The 19624-nt window shown below is 60.3% G+C and carries 16 protein-coding genes; 10 read left to right on the top strand and 6 right to left on the bottom strand.

The window, feature by feature from the left end; all coding sequences use genetic code 11:
- Window positions 1-233: 233 nt before the first annotated feature.
- The gene (locus U1700_RS12985; RefSeq protein ID WP_332753105.1) at window positions 234-794 is read right to left on the bottom strand and encodes a TetR/AcrR family transcriptional regulator; all 561 of its coding nucleotides are present in this window, start codon (window positions 792-794) and stop codon (window positions 234-236) included.
- Here U1700_RS12985 and U1700_RS12990 point away from each other — a divergent pair.
- From U1700_RS12990 to U1700_RS13030, 9 genes are all read left to right on the top strand, one after another.
- Window positions 793-918, top strand: a complete 126-nt coding sequence (locus U1700_RS12990; protein ID WP_332753106.1) for a hypothetical protein — start codon at window positions 793-795, stop codon at window positions 916-918. The genes U1700_RS12985 and U1700_RS12990 overlap by 2 nt on opposite strands.
- A 155-nt stretch (window positions 919-1073) precedes the next feature.
- Complete coding sequence (locus tag U1700_RS12995; RefSeq protein WP_332753107.1) at window positions 1074-3521, top strand: TonB-dependent receptor; 2448 nt, start codon at window positions 1074-1076, stop codon at window positions 3519-3521.
- Between the two features lie 57 nt (window positions 3522-3578).
- Window positions 3579-5393, top strand: a complete 1815-nt coding sequence (locus tag U1700_RS13000; protein ID WP_332753108.1) for a flavin-containing monooxygenase — start codon at window positions 3579-3581, stop codon at window positions 5391-5393.
- A complete protein-coding gene (locus U1700_RS13005; RefSeq protein WP_332753109.1) occupies window positions 5386-6183 on the top strand; it encodes an SDR family oxidoreductase in 798 nt (265 codons plus the stop codon). Before U1700_RS13000 ends, U1700_RS13005 begins: the two co-directional genes overlap by 8 nt.
- Window positions 6184-6194: 11 nt before the next feature.
- Complete coding sequence (locus tag U1700_RS13010; RefSeq protein WP_332753110.1) at window positions 6195-7658, top strand: aldehyde dehydrogenase family protein; 1464 nt, start codon at window positions 6195-6197, stop codon at window positions 7656-7658.
- Window positions 7655-9067, top strand: coding sequence for an MFS transporter (locus U1700_RS13015; protein WP_332753111.1), 1413 nt, complete (start codon window positions 7655-7657; stop codon window positions 9065-9067). Before U1700_RS13010 ends, U1700_RS13015 begins: the two co-directional genes overlap by 4 nt.
- A gap of 701 nt (window positions 9068-9768) precedes the next feature.
- Window positions 9769-11100: a site-specific DNA-methyltransferase gene (locus tag U1700_RS13020; protein WP_332753112.1), complete on the top strand. Its 1332-nt coding sequence runs from the start codon at window positions 9769-9771 to the stop codon at window positions 11098-11100.
- Window positions 11097-11534 (top strand): DUF5681 domain-containing protein, encoded by a 438-nt coding sequence (locus U1700_RS13025; protein ID WP_332753113.1) that lies wholly within the window; start codon window positions 11097-11099, stop codon window positions 11532-11534. The genes U1700_RS13020 and U1700_RS13025 overlap by 4 nt, the downstream gene beginning before the upstream one ends.
- Before the next feature lie 266 nt (window positions 11535-11800).
- On the top strand, window positions 11801-12616 hold the full coding sequence (locus tag U1700_RS13030) for a hypothetical protein (protein WP_332753114.1): 816 nt from the start codon (window positions 11801-11803) through the stop codon (window positions 12614-12616).
- A gap of 236 nt (window positions 12617-12852) precedes the next feature.
- Here U1700_RS13030 and cls read toward each other — a convergent pair whose 3' ends face one another.
- The 4 genes from cls to U1700_RS13050 all read right to left on the bottom strand — a co-directional run bounded on the left by cls (window position 12853) and on the right by U1700_RS13050 (window position 17444).
- On the bottom strand, window positions 12853-14280 hold the full coding sequence (cls, locus tag U1700_RS13035; RefSeq protein ID WP_332753115.1) for a cardiolipin synthase: 1428 nt from the start codon (window positions 14278-14280) through the stop codon (window positions 12853-12855).
- A gap of 390 nt (window positions 14281-14670) precedes the next feature.
- A complete protein-coding gene (locus tag U1700_RS13040; protein WP_332753116.1) occupies window positions 14671-15300 on the bottom strand; it encodes a ParB-like protein in 630 nt (209 codons plus the stop codon).
- Window positions 15297-16931 (bottom strand): SulP family inorganic anion transporter, encoded by a 1635-nt coding sequence (locus U1700_RS13045; protein WP_332753117.1) that lies wholly within the window; start codon window positions 16929-16931, stop codon window positions 15297-15299. Before U1700_RS13045 ends, U1700_RS13040 begins: the two co-directional genes overlap by 4 nt.
- 297 nt (window positions 16932-17228) lie before the next feature.
- Window positions 17229-17444, bottom strand: coding sequence for a hypothetical protein (locus U1700_RS13050; protein ID WP_332753118.1), 216 nt, complete (start codon window positions 17442-17444; stop codon window positions 17229-17231).
- Window positions 17445-17652: 208 nt separating this feature from the next.
- On the opposite strand from U1700_RS13050, the gene U1700_RS13055 reads away from it, so the two are divergent.
- Complete coding sequence (locus U1700_RS13055) at window positions 17653-17937, top strand: hypothetical protein (protein ID WP_332753119.1); 285 nt, start codon at window positions 17653-17655, stop codon at window positions 17935-17937.
- 655 nt (window positions 17938-18592) lie between these two features.
- Here U1700_RS13055 and U1700_RS13060 read toward each other — a convergent pair.
- Window positions 18593-19213, bottom strand: coding sequence for a DUF3761 domain-containing protein (locus U1700_RS13060; protein WP_332753120.1), 621 nt, complete (start codon window positions 19211-19213; stop codon window positions 18593-18595).
- Between the last annotated feature and the right edge of the window lie 411 nt (window positions 19214-19624).

Consider the following 19624-nt stretch of genomic DNA (forward strand, 5'->3'; position numbering starts at 1 on the left):
GCGCCTATCCTCAATCGTTCGTGAGCAGGACCGCCGATACCGAAAGCAGCCGTTTATTCTGTCATTGAGATTGGCACGTTGGGCGGACTTGGGTCCGTCGGGTCCCGGCGGGCGAATCGCGCTCCGGCCGTCCAATCACGTCCTGAAATGGCGGCTGACCTGCTCGCCATTCGCGAGGCGGGCAGGGAAACGCAGCTTGAGAACGTCTCCGAAGAACGGCCGCGTGGCTTGTTTCACGGAAGACAGTGTCGCGTCGGCTCTGCGCGCAGCCCGCCGATGGTTAGCGACGAGAGCGAAGCAAGCAGCCGCTCTGCAGTCAAACCTTCGATGGACGGGGCCCACTTGCCGAGCCAGATCAGCATGCCCAGAATCAGCTGAACGGTGAGCTCTGCTTCGCACATCCGAACTGAACCGTCAGCAATGCCCGCTTCAATAAATCCCTCGATGCGTTTGGTGAGACGCGCCGCCCAGTCGTCGATCGCGAGCCTATCCGGCTCGGCGAGGTAACTGTGGTCGCCAAAATAAAGGTGCTGGCCATGGCTTTCGGAGTCTTCGAGAAACAGTTTGAGCAGCAAGCCGATTTTGCCGAGTCCATCGCATGCGCTCGCCTCGGCTTCGCCGACTAGCCGCTCGAACCGCTCCATCGAATCGACGTGGCAGGCATAGACGAGAGCCTGTTTGCCCGGAAAATAATAGTAAAGTGCGGCGTCCTTCAAACCGAGCCTGTCGGCAATTTCAGTCATCGTCGCGAGCGCGAAGCTGCGCAGATTAATGACGTCGATCGCCACCCGCATGATCGCGCGACGCTTGCTTGCCGACTTGTGGCTCTTCGAAATCGACTTTCGCGAGACGGTCCGCGAGGCAGGGTCGGCGATGGCTCGCGAGGAAGTAGCGGTATGGTCCACGACGCTGACCTAACGGGCGCCAGCAATTCGGGCAATGTGTGTTTTCTAGCTTGTACCAAAATCTAGTCCGAGCTAGAATTCGTCTACAGGCTCGGGAAAACATCGAGCCACCGGGAGATGGACATGGCTCGAACATATTTCGCAGGCGCTTCACTTTTGGCGGTAACCTTGACCTTAGCAAGCGCGGCGTCGGCTCAGGATGTCACCGTACCGGTCACCTCTGCCCCAGGGATCCCCGCAACGGGCTCGAGCATTGCCGATAGCTCGAGCGACATTATCGTTACGGCGACCAAGCGCGTGCAGACCCTGCAGGACGTGCCAGTCTCGGTCGCCGTTACCAGTCAGCAGACGATCGAGCGCGCCCAGATCCGCGATCTGAGCGATCTCCAGTCAGTGGTTCCATCGCTCAAGGTGACCCAGGGCACCTCTGTCGCGGAAACCAACTTCTATATCCGCGGTTTCGGCAATGGCGCCGGCAATGTCGGCATTGAAGGCTCCGTCGGCGTGTTCATCGATGGCGTTTATCGCTCGCGCAGCGCCGCCTCGCTTAACGATCTTCCGGAAGTTGAGCGGATCGAAGTGTTGCGTGGCCCGCAATCGACCTTGTTTGGCAAGAACGTCTCGGCCGGCGCGATCAACATTGTTACGCGTCGGCCGCAGTTCAAACCCGGCGGAAGTGCCGAGGTTACACTGGGCAATTACGGTCAGGTCGTGGCCAAAGGTACCGTGACCGGGCCGTTGAGCAAGACGCTCGCGCTGCGCCTGTCGGGCAACGTGAATGATCGCGACGGCACGATTCGCAATCTCGCCACCGGCACCCGGCTCAACAATCGCGACCGCTACTCGGTGCGGGGCGATCTGCTGTGGACCCCGACTTCCCAGCTCGGGGTTCGGATCATCGCCGACTACAACAGGATCGATGAGCTGTGTTGCGGCACGGTGCAATTGCTGAATGGCCCCGCGTCGCAATTCATCGGCGCTCCTCGACCATTTGGCCTCGGCGCGAAAATTGGCGACCCCAATCGCAAATATAATCGCGAGACGACGCTGAATGTCGATCCGACCAATACTATCGTCGGCAAGGGGATTTCAGGCGAGGTTGATTATGATTTCGGCGGCGCCAAGCTGACCTCGATCACCGCCTATCGCGACCAGCTTAACAACAGCGCGCAGGATGTCGACTTCACTAGCGCCGATATCGCGAGCCGGGTCGATCATACCCGTACCAAGACTTTCACTCAGGAATTCCGCCTCGCATCCGACGGGAAAGGTCGGTTCAACTGGCTGGTCGGCGCCTTTTACGACCATGAAAATCTGGAGACGTCGAGCACGATCAACTTTGGCCGCGACATTCGCCCATATGTCGATGTTCTAAGCGGAGGCAACATTACCTTGCTCGAGACGCTGCAGGGCTATGTCACGCCGTCGATTGTTGCGGGTCGCACCTATTTTCAGCCGGGGGTTGCGATTGTTGCGCCATTTACCTTGAAGCAGGATAGTTACTCGCTGTTCGGCCAAGCCGATTACAAGGTCACCGACGCACTCACGCTGACTGGGGGACTGGCCTATCTGAGCGATCGGAAAGCCTCGACCTCGAACATTGTACTTTACGACAAGTTTTCACTTCTCAACCTGCAGAATGTCCCGCAGCTGCCTTATATCGGTGTGCCCGCAAATGCATTCGCGGCCCTCAACCCGGTGCAATTCTTCTACCGCGACGTACCGACCCATGGCCCCGTCAATTATCCCAACGCCAACGAGTCTGGCGTCCTCAAGGCCCACAAGCTGACCTATCTTGCCCGCGCGCAATATAAGTTTGGGCGGGTCAATGCCTATGTCAGTTTCTCGACCGGCTGGAAGGCGGGCGCGTTCAACCTTTCGACCGATGCGCGGGCGCCGAACAATGGCGTCGGCCGGACCGCGAATCCCGAAAGTGTCACCCTCTACGAGGCGGGCCTGAAAACCAATTTCCGCGGCGGCTTTGTGAACCTTGCCGTGTTCAACCAAGCCATCAAGGGTTTCCAGTCAAACGCCTACACCGGAACGGGCTACAGCCTGGTCAACGCTGGCAAGGAGTCGGTCAAGGGCTTCGAGATCGATGCTGCCGTCCGGCCGCTGCCGTGGCTCGCCCTGACTGGCGCGGTCACCTATCTGGACGCCAAATACAACAGCTTCACTCGCGCGCCGTGCGTTGCCTTCGACACGGTACGTTGCCCGCGGAACCCTTCGACCAATGCTATCCCGTTCTTCCGGGACCTGTCAGGGCAGCGCCCGGCGGGAATTCCCAAATGGAACACGTCCACCTCGGCAACGATTTCACAGAAGTTCGGCAATGGTCTGAGTGGATTCCTCCGAGGCGAATATGACTACAGCAGCAAGACGCTGTTGACCGAAACGACCCCGGCGAATGTCGGCACTTTCGGCGTCCACAACGTCAACGCCAGCCTCGGCATCGCCAGCGAACCGCTCGGCGTGCAAATCCTGTTCTGGGCGCGCAATTTGACCAATACAAAGACTGTGGTGTTGAGCTTCCCGACCGTCGCGCAAGATGGCAGCTACACCGGCTTCCTTGGCGAACCGCGCACCTTTGGCGTCACCTTAAGCAAGCGCTTCTGATCGTGTGCGGGGGCTCAATACGAGCTGCCGCACCGCAATTTCGCAGTGGGATTGAGCATGGCTGACATCGACCCTTCCGAACTGGACTTCGAACATCTGCGCAAGCGATATGCGGCCGAACGCAATGCGCGCGTTGCGGCTGGGGACCGTCGCTACCGCGACATTGCCGAGGTGTCGCCCAACCTCGTCGCCGACCCCTACACGCCAAGGGTCGAACGCGAGCCAATCTGCGATGAGGTCGATGTGCTGGTTGTCGGCGGCGGGTTCGGCGGGCTGCTGACGGCGGCACGATTGAAGCAGGCGGGCATACCAAAAGTGCGCATTGTCGAGGCCGGGGGCGATGTCGGCGGCGCATGGTACTGGAACCGCTATCCCGGCGCAGCGTGCGATGTCGAAAGCTATATCTACCTGCCGTTGCTCGAGGAAACCGGCTACATGCCGACCGAGCGCTATTCAAAGGCGGCCGAAATTCGCGAGCATTGCCGCCGCATCGCGCGCCATTTCGGCATTTACGACGAGGCGATCTTCTCGACCCAGGTCACGCGCCTGAGTTGGGATGGCGGAACCGCGCGGTGGCGCGTCGCAACTGACCGCGGCGATGAATTCAGTGCGCAATTCGTCGTGCTGACGACCGGCCCGCTCAACCGTCCTAAATTGCCTGACATTCCCGGCATCGAGATGTTCAAGGGCCATAGCTTCCACACGAGCCGCTGGGATTATGCGTATACCGGTGGCAGCGCGACTGCGCCGATGAACGGCCTCGCCGATAAGCGCGTGGGCATCATCGGCACCGGGGCTACCGCTGTCCAATGCATCCCACCCCTCGCTCGCGACGCCAAGCAGCTGTTCGTGTTCCAGCGCACCCCGTCGGCGCTCGATGTGCGCAACAATTCCGACACCGATCCCGACTGGTATGCCGGGCTCGAACCGGGCTGGCAGCAGAAGCGGATCGAGAGTTTTACCTGCCAGTTCACCGGCGACCTCCATGTCCCCGACCTGGTCGGCGACGGCTGGACGATCCTCGCCAAGGCAGCGCGCGAGAAGTTTGCGCAGGATCCGACGCGCACGCCCGATGCGATCTTCGAAGAGGCCGATCTCGAGGCGATGGCCCGCGTCCGCGACCGTATCGACGAATTGGTCGAAGACCCCGTTACCGCCGACGCCTTGAAACCGTGGTACAGCCTTCACTGCAAGCGGCCCTGCTTCCACGACGATTATTTGACGACCTTCAACCGCGCCAACGTCACGCTGGTCGATACCAAGGGACGCGGGGTCGAGGCAATTACCGATCATGCCATCGTCGCCGGCGGCCAAAGCCACGAAATCGACTGCCTGATCTTCGCCACCGGATTCGAAACCGCGACCGACTATTCGAAGCGATCCGGTTTCGAAGTCGTCGGGGTCGACGGGCAGGCGCTGCACGACAAATGGGCCGACGGAATGATCTCTTTCCATGGCATGCACAGCCGCGGCTTTCCCAACTGCTTCGTCATGAGCCAGACCCAATCGGGGATGTCAGTGAACTTCCCGCACATGATTGATGAGCAGTCGAAACATCTCGCCTATCTCGTCTCGAGCACGCGCGAGCGGGAGATCGAAACGGTCGAAGCGACGGCCGAGGCCGAACAGCAATGGGTTCAGGCCGTGCTAGACTTGTCAGAAGCACGCCGCGCATTCCTCGAGAGCTGCACGCCGGGCTTCTATAATAACGAGGGCCAGCGCTCGGTCGCTTCGGACCGCAATTTGCCGTTCGGCGCGGGGCCGGTCGCATTCGTCAACATTCTCGCAGAATGGCGCAGGGCGGGTACGTTCGACGGGCTCGAACTCGACGGCGCGCACGCGCATGGCAACAAGGAATCCGTTGATGGCTGAGGCGCGAAAGTCGATCTTCATTACGGGCGCGGCGTCGGGGATGGGGCGCGAGACCGCGCTGCTGTTCGCGAGAAAAGGCTGGTTCGTCGGCGCTTACGACGTCAACCAGGCCGGCCTCGACAGCCTTGCGGTGGAGATCGACGGCCATGGCCTGTTCGAGCTGCTTGACGTCGCCGATCCCGACGCGTTCCGGGCGGCGATGGCGCGCTTCGGCGAGGCGACCGGCGGAACGCTCGACCTGATGTTCAACAATGCCGGGGTCGGCGCCGGCGGCCTGCTCGATGAGCAGCCGTGGGACGAGATCAAGCGGGTCATCGACATCAACCTGATCGGCGTGATCATCGGCGCGCGCGCGGCAATCCCGTTCTTGCGCGCGACTCCAGGCTCGCTGCTGCTCAACATGTCGTCGTCGTCGGCAATCTTCGGCACTGCCGGGATCAGTATCTATTCGGCGACCAAGCATGCTGTTCGCGGGCTGACCGAGGCGCTGTCGATCGAACTCAAGCGCTATGGTGTGCGCGCCAACGACCTCCTCCCCGGCCTGATCGATACGCCTCTACTGTCCGACCCCGTGCGCGGCATGGCCCCGCCGGACGGAATGTGGCGACTGATTGCACCGTCGGCGGTCGCCGAAGTGGTTTGGCAGGCTTACGTTTCGGACACGCTTCACTGGTACATTCCCGAGGAGCTGCGCGATTTCCACGCGCAGGTCGTTCGCGAGCCCGAAGTGGTGAGGGACGAACGGACCGAACTGCTCGCCGCCATGCTCGGCCAAGCCCCAACTTCCTGAAGGACACTCAGATGTCGATCCTCGAAAGCGTCTCCAATCCGGTCGTCCACCCCGCCGACGACAGTGCCGCGATCGGCGATCTCGCTGCCACGTTCGCCTCGCAGAAGGCGGCCTTCTCGACCGACCGCAATCCGTCGATCGAGGTCCGCCGCGAACGGCTGATGGCGCTGATCGGCATGATGATGGCCAACCGCGAGAAGATCGGCGACGCGCTCATTGCCGACTTCGGCGCGCACCCGCGACCCGCGTCGGACCTGATCGAAGTCCTCGGCGTCGTCGGTCGCGCGCAATATGTTCTCGAGCATCTCGAGGAGTGGATGCGGCCATCGGTTCGCCACACCGAAGCCGCGCTCCACGGCACCGCGCAGGCATTTGTCCAGCTCCAGCCCAAGGGCGTGGTCGGGAATATCGTGCCCTGGAATTTCCCGTTCGACCTGTCGGTCGGTCCGCTGACCGAAATGCTCGCGGCGGGGAATCGGGTGATCATCAAGCCATCCGAATATACCCCGGCGTGCGGCGCGTTGCTGGCCGAGATGGTCGCCGCCGCATTCGACCCTGCGGTCGTCCATGTCGTCAATGGCGGGCTCGACGTCGCCCAAGCTTTCGCGGCCACGCCGTGGGATCACCTCCTCTACACAGGCAACCCCAACGTCGGCCGCCAGGTAATGCAGGCCGCCGCCGCCAATCTGACCCCAGTGACGCTCGAACTCGGTGGAAAATGCCCGGCGATCATGACTCTCGGATCGGTCAACGCCGCCAATGTCGAGTCGGTCATCGGCACCAAGATCATCAAGAATGGCCAGATGTGCATTTCGGTCGATTATGCGCTCGTGCCGCGCGGCGAGGTCGATGCATTCGTCGACCATGCCAAGGCGTTCCTGGCGGAAGCCGCGCCCGATTATGCGCGCGGCGACGAGGTCACCGGGATCATCTCGCCGCGCCATCTTGCGCGGTTGACTGACATGCTCGCCGAAGTACGCGAGCGGCAGGGGCAGATCGTCACGCTTGAATCCGACGACAGTGTCGACGCCACGTCGCGGAGGATGCCGATGTCGCTGGTGATCGATCCTGCCGCCGACCTGCGCATCATGCAGGAGGAGATCTTCGGCCCGATCCTGCCCATCGTCCCCTATGACGATCTGGATGCCGTTATCGCCGGGATCAACGCCGGCGAGCGCCCGCTCGGGCTCTATGTGTTCGGCGCTGACGAGGCACTGACCCGTGATGTGCTCGACCGCACCCACTCGGGCGGGGCGTGCGTCAACACTTGCGCAGTGCAGGGCGCGCTGCCTTCATTGGGCTTTGGCGGATCGGGCATGAGCGGCATGGGCCGTCACCACGGTATCGAGGGCTATCGCGAATTTTCCAACCAACGCGGCGTCGTGATCCGCGGCGAGGGCGACATGATCGCCGCCTTCTATGCGCCCTATGCCAAGGCAGCGGGGCTGGTTGAGGCCGTCCTGTCGGGCGCGTGAGCGAGCCGCTTGCCGCGAACCCGACTAGCGCAAACACCCGCTCGATCTGGAGCTGGGCGATGTTCCAGGGCGGACGCGACCCCTATGTCATCCTCATCACAATCTATGTGTTCGTGCCCTATCTGGTGACGAGCGTCATCGGCGATCCGGTGCGCGGGCAGGAACTGGTCGCGTCGGGCGCGAAATATGGCGGGTGGCTGGTCATGCTCACGGCACCGTTGCTGGGCGCGACGGTCGATCGGATGGGCCCACGCAAGCCGTGGCTGGCGGCAGTGGTCGCGATGATGGTGCCGCTGATTGCGCTACTATGGTTCGCGAGGCCGGGCGACGCGGGGCTCGGCATCACCACCGTCATCGCCATGCTCGCGCTGCTCGGCGCGCTGTTCGCCTACACCGAGACGCTTCACAATGCGCTGCTCCTTCCCGCCGCAGGGATGAAACGCGCGGGCGAAGCGTCGGGGCTCGCGCTTGCGCTCGGCAATTTCGTCTCGGTGACCCTTCTCGCCTTCACGCTGTGGGCGTTCGCACTTCCGGGCAAGGTGGCGTGGAGTTTCATCCCCTCGCAGCCGCTGTTCGGGCTCGATCCTGCGAGCCACCAGACTGACCGCATCGTCGGCCCGATCATCGCCGTCCTGCTGGCACTCCTGACGATCCCGCTGCTGCGCTATGTCCCCGACGTTCCCGCCACCGGGATCAAGATCGGCCAAGCGGTCCGCCTCGCAGTCGGTGACCTGCGGAAGCTGTTCGTCGAGGCGCGGGGGCATCGCGATGCGCTCGTTTACCTCGGCTCCAGACTATTATTCACTGACGGGCTGACGGGCATCCTCATCTTCATCGGCGTCTATGCCGCGGGCGCGATGGGCTGGCAGACGCTGCAGTTGCTTGCCTACGGCCTGATCCTCAGCAGTTTCTCGGTCGTCGGCGGGCTCCTAGCGGGCAAGCTCGATAGCAGTCTCGGCCCGAAGCGCGCGCTGACGATCGAGATCATCGGCGTGATCGTCTCCCAGCTCCTGCTGCTCGGTAATACGAAGACGTCGTTTTTCTACCAACCGTTCAACCCCGCCGCCCACGTCCCGCTGTGGAACGGCCCGATGTTCACCACTGCCCCCGAGGTCGGGTTGATCCTGGCCAGCATCCTCGGCGCGGTCACCGTGACCGCCGCCTATTCGTCGAGCCGGACGATGCTCACCCGGGTCGCTCCACCCGACCGCATCGGCATTTTCTTCGGACTATTCGTGATCGCCGGAACCGCGACCATGTGGCTTGGCCCGCTGCTCGTTCAGGTTGCCACTGCGATGAGTGGATCCCAACGGGTTGGCCTATTGCCGCTGTCCGGACTTCTGATCGCGGGGCTGCTGCTGTTACAATCGGTCCGAACTCGAGCGGATTGCGATTCGCAGCTTTCGTGACAGCAGTCGCCTGGTCACCGCTTGGGCGAAGCCTCGTTACGCGAAACTTCGATGTGACTTTTCGCCCCAGCACTAAGCGTCGAGTGGTGCGCGACGCAGTGCACCGCGAACCCGTCTCTCACAGACGATTGCCTGCTAACAGCGAAAAGAACAGGCAAACAGCGCCGTACTTATGCAATTCGACGACCGTGTGGCGCACAACGCTCTGAAAACGCCACGGAAATTTCGTGCATTCCCTAGGCGAGCTATCAGGGAATGAAAAAAATGGAAGCAAGGATCGCTGGGATCGACATCAGCGATCGGACACTCCCTGCTGTTCGTCATCATCGCCGCGTTGTTCGGTGCAACGACGGAGCCGACAAGTATTCAGATTACAATTTCAGGAATACTGAGTTCGGCAAGCTGGCCGAATCGCGCACGTCCGCGGACGCCCAGCATTTAGACTGCGTGCCTCCTGGTAGCATCCGAGGCATTCCAAACCCCTAAAAAAGCGGCAAAAAATTTTAACAATTGAGTCTTTTTTTCCGGTTCGCTGGATCCCAGCCGTCTGCTCGACCGAGATTTTAAGTGTCAGATATTTAAGTATTATATCAATTGCCTTAAGTTGACAGGACCGTCAACCGAGTAAAAAACAGCCGTCATAAATGCCCCCAAAATATTTAACGGATTGAAATTAGAATTCGTTGAGATCAAAATGTCCCTTGTTAGGGGAGCTGATAGGGGCAAATGAAATGCAAATAGAGAACGTAGCTTTAAAGTTGCTCAAGCCATATGGGCGAAACGCGCGCACTCACTCCGCGACACAAGTCAAACAAATCGCCGGATCCATAGATCGGTTTGGATTTACAAATCCGATCCTGGTTTCAGACGAGCTCCAGATCATTGCCGGTCACGGGCGACTGGCTGCCGCGAAGCAGCTTGGGATGAAGGTGGTACCAGTTGTGCGGCTCTCTCATCTCGGCCCGGAGGAACGGCGCGCACTTGTCATTGCGGACAACAAACTCGCCCTCAATGCCGGCTGGGACCAGGAGATGCTGGCCGCGGAGCTTCAAAGTCTGATCGATGCCGGCTTCGATATGGACGTAACGGGTTTCTCGATCGCGGAAATCGACATCGCACTGGACACGGCGACCGCCTCGTCACCTGAAACAATTGACGGCGGCGACATCGTGCCCCTGCCTCAGCAAACCCCGGTTTCGCGTGTTGGCGACCTCTGGACGCTTGGACGGCATCAGTTGGTGTGCGGTGATGCTCAGCAAATTGAAGTGTTCCACCGCCTTATGAATGGATCGAAGGCGGACCTAGTGTTCACGGACCCTCCTTATAATGTCCCGATAAACGGACACGTCTCGGGATCGGGAAAGACGAAGCACCGTGAGTTTGCCATGGCCAGCGGCGAAATGTCGCCTGAAGAATTCACGGCCTTTCTCGCGATAACCCTTGGCCTCGCGGCGGGAAATGCTCGTGATGGAGCACTGGCTTATATCTTCATGGACTGGCGCCATATGCTGGAGCTGATGAACGCTGGTGACCTTGTCTTGGACGGCCTGAAGCAGCTTTGCGTCTGGAACAAGACGAACGGCGGACAGGGGTCGTTTTACCGAAGCAAGCACGAGCTGGTGTTCATCTACAAGATCGGAAAGGCGCCGCACCTAAACAATTTCGGCCTCGGCGAGTCGGGTCGCTACCGGACTAACGTATGGGACTATGCGGGCATCAGCAGCATGTCCGCGACGCGGGCCGACGAGCTTTCGATGCACCCCACGGTGAAGCCCCTCAAGCTTGTCGTTGATGCCATAGAGGACTGTACGCGCCGTGGCGACATCGTGCTCGACTGTTTCGGTGGCTCAGGCACGACGCTAATCGCGGCAGACCGATGCGGCAGGACGGCGCGGATGATCGAATATGACCCATTGTACTGTGACGTCATCATCCGCCGCTACCAGGCGCTCACCGGTAAAAACGCTATCCTTTCTGAACACGGAGGCACGTTCGACGCGGTTTCCCGCGAGCGCCTGGGAGGTGAAGCGTGAGCCGGCGGTCGAAAGGGCAGAGCGGCGATTACGCGGTCGGATATTGTCGTCCGCCGGCCCAGCACCGGTTCGCCAAGGGCCAGTCAGGCAATCCCAGTGGGCGGCCGAAAGGCAAGAAAAAAGCTGCCAAGCGCGAGACGTTGATGGAGCTTCTGAACAGAGTTTCGCAGCGCGAAATTTCAATTACCATTAACGATAAGAAGACTAAAATGACGATGATTGAAGCAATCCTTACTCGGACCGCCCAGCAAGCTCTCGCTGGGAAACAGGACGCTGTGCGAACTATCCTCAATTATCAAACCGATGCGGAGCAGTGGGCGGCGCGAGTTGTGGAAATACCGGACGAGGAGGAGCTCAAGAGGCTCAGGGCAGACCCGGAGGCGGGCCTGAAAATTTACACGGCGCTCATAAACGGCGCGAGTGGGCGGCGTTGAAGGCGGGTTATATTGAGAAGGGCGAGGGCGTCTCCTTGTTTCAGCAAAGCTGCTGGTGACATTTTGAGAAGTTGCCGGTAACACTGGTTGCGTCGCTCGGGTCTCGTAAGCCTTCGCGACGCACAGTGATGTGCTGAGCATGGGTCCGCTCCTGTCGGGCGGCCCGCGAAATACAATAGCCTCACGGCGAATACGTGGGGCGTGCTGCACCCGTGCTCGCACGTTACGAACCACCCGGCTCCTGCCGGGCGAGCGGGGGATCGTACATGCGCTTGGTACAGGGGCTCGTCGCAGCAGCGCTGCTTGGGGCAGCAGCTTATACATTGAACGATGCGGGGCAGGGGGCCGTCAATCTCAAGAAGACTGCGTCGGACGCGAGTAGCGTCCAGCATACCATTGAAGCGATACGCGCTGAGCCAGCGACGCGACCGACGACTGACGACGCAGCCTGGCGCACTCAATTGGCTCAGGTCGCGCGAAGCTGGGAGAAAGATTACTGCTCGTGGGCCTGGGCCCACGACTTACCGATGTTCCCCTCTGCCGATGCCGACACGGATGAGATCGCGCGCGGTGACGGGAGAGACGTGACGGTGCAGTATTTCGTGGCCGGGCGCGAACTGACCGGACGGTGCCGCTTTACAACTGAGGGTCGGGCAATTCCCGAGAACTCAAATCAGCTCGGTGAGTTAGCTAGGGCTCGTGGCGATAAGGCTATTGCGGTTGCTGGGAATAAACCGCCCGCGCCGCATCGTCGTGGGCGCTTGGCGACCGGTGCGTTGCTTGACGGCTTAGTTTACGCGGGAGCGGCTGGGCCCTCGCGGCTAACTTCAAACGAGGATAATTCTGAAGTGAACAAGGCATGGTTCTCGGCACTGGTCGTGTCCGTGCAAGGCGAGCCGCTTCATGCATTGGGCGAGGGCTACGTTCCGAAATATGCCTATCATTCGTATAGCGAATGTATGACCGCCACTCTGCGGAGTGTGCAGCCAATGGCGCTGGCGGGCATTCGCGGCCGGTTTATGTGCATGTACCATGGAGAAACCGATCGAGAGATCTCGAGATTGCCCATGCAATCGTTTTAACGACCGCAGGTTGCAGATATTGGGGCACTAATCATTTGTGAACACTCGAAGATTTGTCCGCTTTGCGCCCATCTCCGGACGTTCCCGGAAATATCTCACCAACCCAAGCCGCCTTCCGTGCAATTTACGACGTTCGGCGGGAATGCGCCCAACAGCGGTCGTTTCGATGCCGGTCATTTTGATCTCTTACGCAGCCGTTCCTCGGTTGGGCTGCGATCACTATGCCAATCGGCTCCCTAAAAAAGTGCTCCTGCCATGGTCAGTATATTGTCTGCGAGCCGCTTGAAGACCGATCGATTTCGCGCCGTGTCGGGGTCAACCGCATCGCTGTCCGCCAGATAGGAGTCTTGCCGCTCGCGGATCAGCGCAGCCACTGCACGCGAATGAAAGAGCAGATTGTTCTCGAAGTTCAGCTCGAGACTACGCCGATCCATGTTCGACGAGCCCAGCAGGCACAGCACGCCATCCACGACCATCGTCTTCGCATGAAGCAGTCCCGGGCGATATTCAAATAGGCTGATCCCAGCATCGACGAGTTGTGGATAAAGCGCGCGACTGATTGCGCCGATAACCCGGCTGTCGTTGTGCCGGGGCAGGATGAGGCTGGTCTTCACGCCCCGTCGCCCACAACTCAGCAGGGCCGCTAGCAATGGCGGATCGGGCACGAAATAGGGTGTCGTGATGACGACTTCCTCATTCGCAGCATAGAGCAGGCCGACGAATGCGTCAGACATCGCCCCGCGATGCGACAAGGGGCCGGTCCCGAAAGCGACCGCGGTGACGTCGCCGGTTCCGGTGACCGGCGCGCCGCAGAGCTCTCGGCTCAGATCCTCGCCCTTCTCAATCACCCAATCGCTGGCGAACAGGATGTCGTTCTGGGCAGCTACCGGCCCGTCGACACGCAGCATGATATCCACCCAAGGCGCAAACTTCGCCTTTATTCGAAACTCAGGATCCGCCAGATTCTGGCTTCCGATGAAGGCAACGCGTCCATCGATGATCAATATTTTGCGATGGTTGCGCAAGTCGATGCGGTGCGCAGCGATGAAGCTCAACCGCCCTTCTCGGCCAAGCGAGGGGCAAAGCTTGACCCCGGCCTGCTTCATAGCCTCCCACTGTGGCGCCCGGATCATCAAGCGCGACCCGATCGCGTCGGCGCAGACGCGGCATTTAACCCCTCGTTTCGCCGCCGCGATTAGCGCTTTCACCACTGACCGGCCGTTACGATCAGTAAGCCAGATATAGGTGGTGAGATGGATGTGATGCTCGGCCGCCGCCATCGCCGCCACCATCGCCGCGATGGCGTCATTGCTGTCGGCCATCAACGCGACCGTGTTTCCGCTGGTCGCCGCGAAGCGGCTGATATGCTGGACCACCTGGAATGGACCACGATCAGCTTCGGGGATCGCTTCAATTGCGTCGTCATCCAGCGGATCGGGCTGCAGCTTAGCCAGTTCTTTGTAGGCGCAGTCCGCTTGTCGCCGGAAGCGGCCCGAAACCCATGGTTCGCCGAGCAACAAGTAGGCGACGATCGACGCGATCGGAAATAAAAGGAGCGCCAGCACCCAAGCTAACCGTGAATAGGGATCGCGTCCCTCAACCAGTAACGCGCGAACGATCAACACGAGATGGATCAGGACGAGAATGAACGGCCAGTGGAGCATCAGAATATGTCCTTTGGGCCAGCCTTAGCAAAATCTCATACCGTTCAGCGACGGTAGAAAAATGCCACAAAACCTCTATCGCTTTGCAGTCTGCGAGCGTGGACGCCAAGGCGGCCACCTTTCTCCAATCCGCTGATCGCCTGCTGAATGACCTGGGGCGGACGCGATCCGTCAGCGGCTATCAAACCGAGTGTTTAACTAACACTAAGGCCCGAGCCTCGACGATGCCAACCTCTATGCCGCCAATATCTATCAGTCGGCTAACAGCCAAGTCTAGGGGTCTGTCGACAAAGCGCCTAGACCCGGCCGCTCTGCAAAGTTTTCATGAGCTTACGAGCGGCCATTCCCGGGAGGACGCATATGATCAACGTTCAGCTTAAGCGATCTCGCTTACGGCGCTGAGAGGAAGTGGTCAGGACCGCACCATCCCGGCATGAAGGAAGCCTCATGCGCGTGCGCAAGAACCAAGGCTTTGGCGACTGAGCGCTCATAATGGGCTTCAAGCTGCGGACGCTTGAGCCGGCGGCGGAAATAGTCCGCCCAAATGAATTCGCTGAACGGCGTGGTATCTTTGGCATAGCCGCCTGCTTCGCGCACCGCCCCCGCCAGTGATCGAAATGGATCGTCGACTAGCTTGGCAACTCGCTTGGGGATTGCCGAATAGTCGCGCCGCTTGCCGTCGGCGTCAAACGGATGGAGCCAGCCACGATTATCGAGAAATATCCAGAATGCCGGAAGGCTAAGCTGGTGAAGGTCGGCAACCACCGTCGTTAGTACTTCGCTTTGCCCTTCGTCATGAAGTGCTCGTGCCAGGTGATGATGATCAATCACATAGGGCCGCCGCTTAGGCCCGAGCACGACAGGGATCATATGCCGACCAAGATAGGCGCCGCCGTGTTCTCCCTCACCGCGCCATTGCAGGCGCTTGCGCTCCACTTCGTGCAATCCCACGGTAATTTGCGTCGGACGGAGAGAGGCGATCTGAATGGGAGTCACGATGGGTTCGCGGCTGTTTCTCAATGAGGTATCTCCTGTAACCCGGGTTGGGCGCGCGCTGACTCAACCGCGTCGGCGACGCTTCGATGGCCTTCGGTGGCAAGCGTTGCCAGCGGTTCTCCCGCCACGGCAAGCAATTCGCGCACCGGGTCCTTCAGTCGCCCTAGGATCAAGCGCTGGCCGCGTGCCTGGAGCCGGGTTGCGCTTTCGCTCAAAACGTCGACCGCGCTGCTGTCGAGATCGTAGCTTTCCTCGAGGCTGAGAACCACGGCCCGCGTCTCCGCGCCCGTCGCGCGTTCGATGGCGTTCATGATAGCCTCGGCATTGCCGAAGAACAGCGGTTCTCGTGGGCGGACGACGAGGACGGCGGGATCGACATGGGCGTCGGGATGGCGTGCCAGATCGACGTAGTTGCGTCCCCCGTCGAGCTGGCCCAGCCGATCGATGTCATGCTCCGACAGACGTCGGGCGATGGCCAGCACCGACAGCGATACCGCAAGCAGCATCCCATAGAGAGCGCCAAAGGCAAGCACGCCGACCGCCGCGGCAAGTGCGACCCACTGATCCCGTCCTAGCTGCCACAACCGCAACAGCGGGCGCGGATCCAGCGCATGGGCCAGCGCGGCGACGACGATCGCGGCCAGAACCGCGCTCGGCACTCGCGCGATCAACGGCAACGCGACGAGCAACAGCGCGGCCAGCGCGATTGCGGCGACCGCTCCGGCGAGGCGACTGGTTGCACCCGCAGCGTCATTGGCCGACGAGGCTGAAAAGCCCGCCCCGACTGGCTGTCCTCCAACGCTCGCTGCAGCCAGATTCGCAAATCCAAGCGCCACCAGTTCACGATTGGGGTCGAGCGTATCGCCATGCCGCAACGCCAGCGTTCTGCTCGTTCCCCACGCTTCGACGAATAGGATCAGGGCAAGGGGGAGGCTCGCCGATCCGATCGACAGCCATTGCGAGACGCCAATTCGGGGAAGCATCGGCCAATCGATATTGAGGGCAATCCGGCCAATCGTCGGCACTCCCATCCCGCCAAAATCGACGACAAACGAAAGTGCCACAGTCAACCCCAGCATGACAAATGCCGCTGGCACCATGCGCCATCGACGCAAGGCGAGCATGACGCTCAGCGCAAGCCCGGCAATCGCCAACGCAGTGACATTCCATCGCGCGACGCCTGCGGCGACCTCGCCTAGCTGATAAATTAGCAAGCTGCGGATTGGGTGAACCCCAGTAACCGAAAAGAACTGACGAAGCACAATGCTTGCCGCCAGTCCGAACGCAAAGCCGCGCAGCACTGGCCGTGACACGAAGGCTGCGACGAAGCCCAGCCGCAATAGACCTGCAAGAACGAACAGCAGACCAACACAGCCAACCAGCGCGAGCGTCAACGCCAGCCGCGCTTCGGGCGCGCCCGGGCCCAGGCTAGCGAGTGCCGCTGCCAGTACCGCCGCGCTAGCCGAGGTTGGCGTGACGATCGCCTCCCGGCACCGTCCCGCGATAGCATAAGCGCTCAGGCCCGCGAGCGCGGCAGCCAGCGCGTGGACCGGCGGTAGCCCGGCAATTGAGCCATAGGCAATCGATTCAGGAAGGACGAGCCCAGCGACCGAAAGCCCTGCTATGATATTTGTGTTGATCGCTGGCTTTCCCACTAGCCGATCATGGCACGCACATGATCGGCGGGAAAGCGCGGCATCACGTCGTCTTTAGCCGCGTCAAATTTCGCTCTGTCAGGGAAGCATGGACAATCGGAGGTACCGACCGGTCCTCAATTCAGCAAAGATACGCAGTCATCGAATGAAGAATGCGTCATAGGTAAAAACTATTCCTGCCAGTAACACGTAAGCAAAAGGCCGGTCAAATAAATGACCGGCCTTCTCGCCTCGCCTTGGTCCCACGGGGCACCGGGTGGGACCTAACACGCCAAGGGCAAAATAGCGGTCCTTGGACTAAGGCGTTTTGACTTTAACCGTTGGGACTTTAACCGTCTCGTTCTTCGAGCCCATTTCAACCTTCGGCCCCTGAACATTATACTCGGGAAGCTGGCCACTTTTCGCGCTCACGTTAACTTCGGGCAGTTTACCTTCCTGAGTCTTATTTACCTTGCAGCCGGTCATCCCGAGACAAACAGCTCCAAGCATCAGCGCCTTGACGGTCGTGTGCATAATTACCCTTTCGACATTGTAGGCGACAGAGGATCGCCATCGCGGAACGTGATGCACTAAATGGCTGAAGGAACCGTGCCCGTGCAAGACATTTATTGGCAAATTCTAGTCCGGCTTGGCGGATGCTCGCCGCGCTTCACGAGGCGAAGGCCAATGGATCCGGAACGCTGTTGATCATTTATTCCGTCGTTTCAGAGGGATAGAATTTATGATTTATAAGTTGCGCTTCGCGCTTGGTTCTATTGCCTCCACGGCGGTAACTCTATCGTCGGGGGCACTTGGTGAGGGAAAGGCTGACTTGGCTCGCAAAGCAATTGCTGCCGCCAAGGCCAAAATTGACGCGGTTAATTTCGTGGGGGCAACAGGTTACGCGCCACGCCTTCATGCCCAAGCAGTGGCAGCCCTTCACCTCGCAGAAGGCGAACTCAGGCATCATGCGAAGGATGCCGATATTCACGATGCGACTCACGCGTCTGGACTAGCCGACACATGACTTTAGCAGCGTCGCAGCGCCAACGCACGGATGCACAGCAAGCGGCCACGACCGAAGCGCAGCGTCAGGCAGCAGAGGCAAACGCGCGGCCCGCGGCGGCGCAGTCGGACGCCGCTGCCGCTCAGGCTGCTGCGGCAGCGGCACGATCCGCACCGCCTGTCGTGATACAGGCTCCCGCGCCCGCCCCGACGTCAACGACAATCACGTCTCAAACTGAACAGAATTACATAGCTGCTAACCCTCGGGCTACGAAGCATCGAGCAGCTCATCATCGGGGGGGCGCACCATGGTCCCGGTGGACGCAAAGTTCGGACCATGACCACAATAACGACCGGCCAAGCTTGGACCGGTCAGGAAGGTTAAAATCCCGAGCCGGAGCTGGGCGGGCTAGCCATGAGCGGGGAAGGCTCAAAGTGCGTAAGGTGATGATGGTTCTATCGAATCATCGATGATCCCATATCCGGCATGCAATATCCCAATAGCGGGGCTCGTCGTCGTCCTCGACATTTCATCGGCCGTGGTCGTATAACTCGGGCTCGTCGTCGGTATCCGGTCCATCGGCTTGCTCGGTGGCCTCCGGCTCAAGGTGCGGCGGACTGTCGAAGGCGGATTGCGCGGGCCCGGTGATTGAGCCGAGCCCGCGAAGTCCGTTAGTTTAAAGCCACTTCGCCACGCCACCGTGATGCGAGCATGCACCTGCGTGCACCTTCGCATGGCTCGTCGAGCCATCTTTGCACATGGCAGTCACGCCGCTTGCCATGCTGCTGGCCGGTGAGGGAGCGGGTGCCATCGAGGGACGTGACGGAGCGGCCCGCGGCGATGCGACCGGCTTGGTGACAGTAGCCTGATGCGAAACAGCCGATATTTTGCAGACCTGCTTTGTTGCGTTGCCCGCTTTCGAGCAGTCATAATTCCGCGCTGCCACAGCGGTCGTCGTTTGTTTGACGACCGGCTTGCTAGACGTCATGGCAGCTGATTTGCACACAGCTTTGGTCTTGTTGCCCGCCTTGGAGCAATCATAAGTCCGCTCGGTAGTCCTCTTGGTTGTGGTGGTTGAAGCGACTTTGGTTGTGACCGCCTTTGGCGCTGCGGTCGCTTTCGAGGCCGACTTGGCAATTACCTTAGTTGCTGACACGGACGCGGTTTTACAGGCCGCCTTGTTTGCGTTTCCAGCTTTCGCGCAGTCGTAATTCCGCGCGGATGCGGATGCGGATGCGGATGCGGGTGCGCTGATCGCGATGCCAATGATCATTGCGGCTACGAAAGTGATCTTCATGATTATGTCTCCCGGGTGAGCGAATCGCCGGGCGCACCATCGGAGGCATTCGCCGTCTGCGCAATGCAGACCGCCAGAGGCAGGCCACGACGCCTAGGAGATGCAAACCGGATGCCCCGCGCTGGCATCCGGCAGGCCAGTCTTTCGCCGGGCGGTAATTCGGGCACCCCTGACTGAAAAATTTCAGCTAATCCCGATGGCGCGCAAGCTGATGTTTGCTCTGGCCCGCAGGAAGCGAGCTCCGAACGTGGTGCCGTTGAGCTCCGTTTCACCGTTTCTACTTCAATTGAATAAGGTGCTAGGCTTCGAACGAGTAGGGTCCATTTAGGTCATTCAGAGCGAACGGTACTGGCCGGGCTGGCCTAAAAAGTTTGCCAAAGTACGAGGGCAAATACGATTGCGACCGCAGCT

The organism is Sphingomonas sp. RB1R13 (genome assembly GCF_036663775.1).
GTDB lineage: Bacteria > Pseudomonadota > Alphaproteobacteria > Sphingomonadales > Sphingomonadaceae > Sphingomicrobium.

What these genes read in the sequence shown, in the direction of transcription:
- U1700_RS13055 (WP_332753119.1), top strand. Translation starts at nt 17,653, where the DNA reads ATGATTTATAAGTTGCGCTTCGCGCTTGGTTCTATTGCCTCCACGGCG.
- U1700_RS13005 (WP_332753109.1), top strand. Translation starts at nt 5,386, where the DNA reads ATGGCTGAGGCGCGAAAGTCGATCTTCATTACGGGCGCGGCGTCGGGG.
- U1700_RS12990 (WP_332753106.1), top strand. Translation starts at nt 793, where the DNA reads ATGATCGCGCGACGCTTGCTTGCCGACTTGTGGCTCTTCGAAATCGAC.
- U1700_RS13000 (WP_332753108.1), top strand. Translation starts at nt 3,579, where the DNA reads ATGGCTGACATCGACCCTTCCGAACTGGACTTCGAACATCTGCGCAAG.
- cls (WP_332753115.1), bottom strand. Translation starts at nt 14,280, where the DNA reads ATGCTCCACTGGCCGTTCATTCTCGTCCTGATCCATCTCGTGTTGATC.
- U1700_RS13010 (WP_332753110.1), top strand. Translation starts at nt 6,195, where the DNA reads ATGTCGATCCTCGAAAGCGTCTCCAATCCGGTCGTCCACCCCGCCGAC.
- U1700_RS12985 (WP_332753105.1), bottom strand. Translation starts at nt 794, where the DNA reads ATGCGGGTGGCGATCGACGTCATTAATCTGCGCAGCTTCGCGCTCGCG.
- U1700_RS13030 (WP_332753114.1), top strand. Translation starts at nt 11,801, where the DNA reads ATGCGCTTGGTACAGGGGCTCGTCGCAGCAGCGCTGCTTGGGGCAGCA.
- U1700_RS13060 (WP_332753120.1), bottom strand. Translation starts at nt 19,213, where the DNA reads ATGAAGATCACTTTCGTAGCCGCAATGATCATTGGCATCGCGATCAGC.
- U1700_RS13050 (WP_332753118.1), bottom strand. Translation starts at nt 17,444, where the DNA reads ATGCACACGACCGTCAAGGCGCTGATGCTTGGAGCTGTTTGTCTCGGG.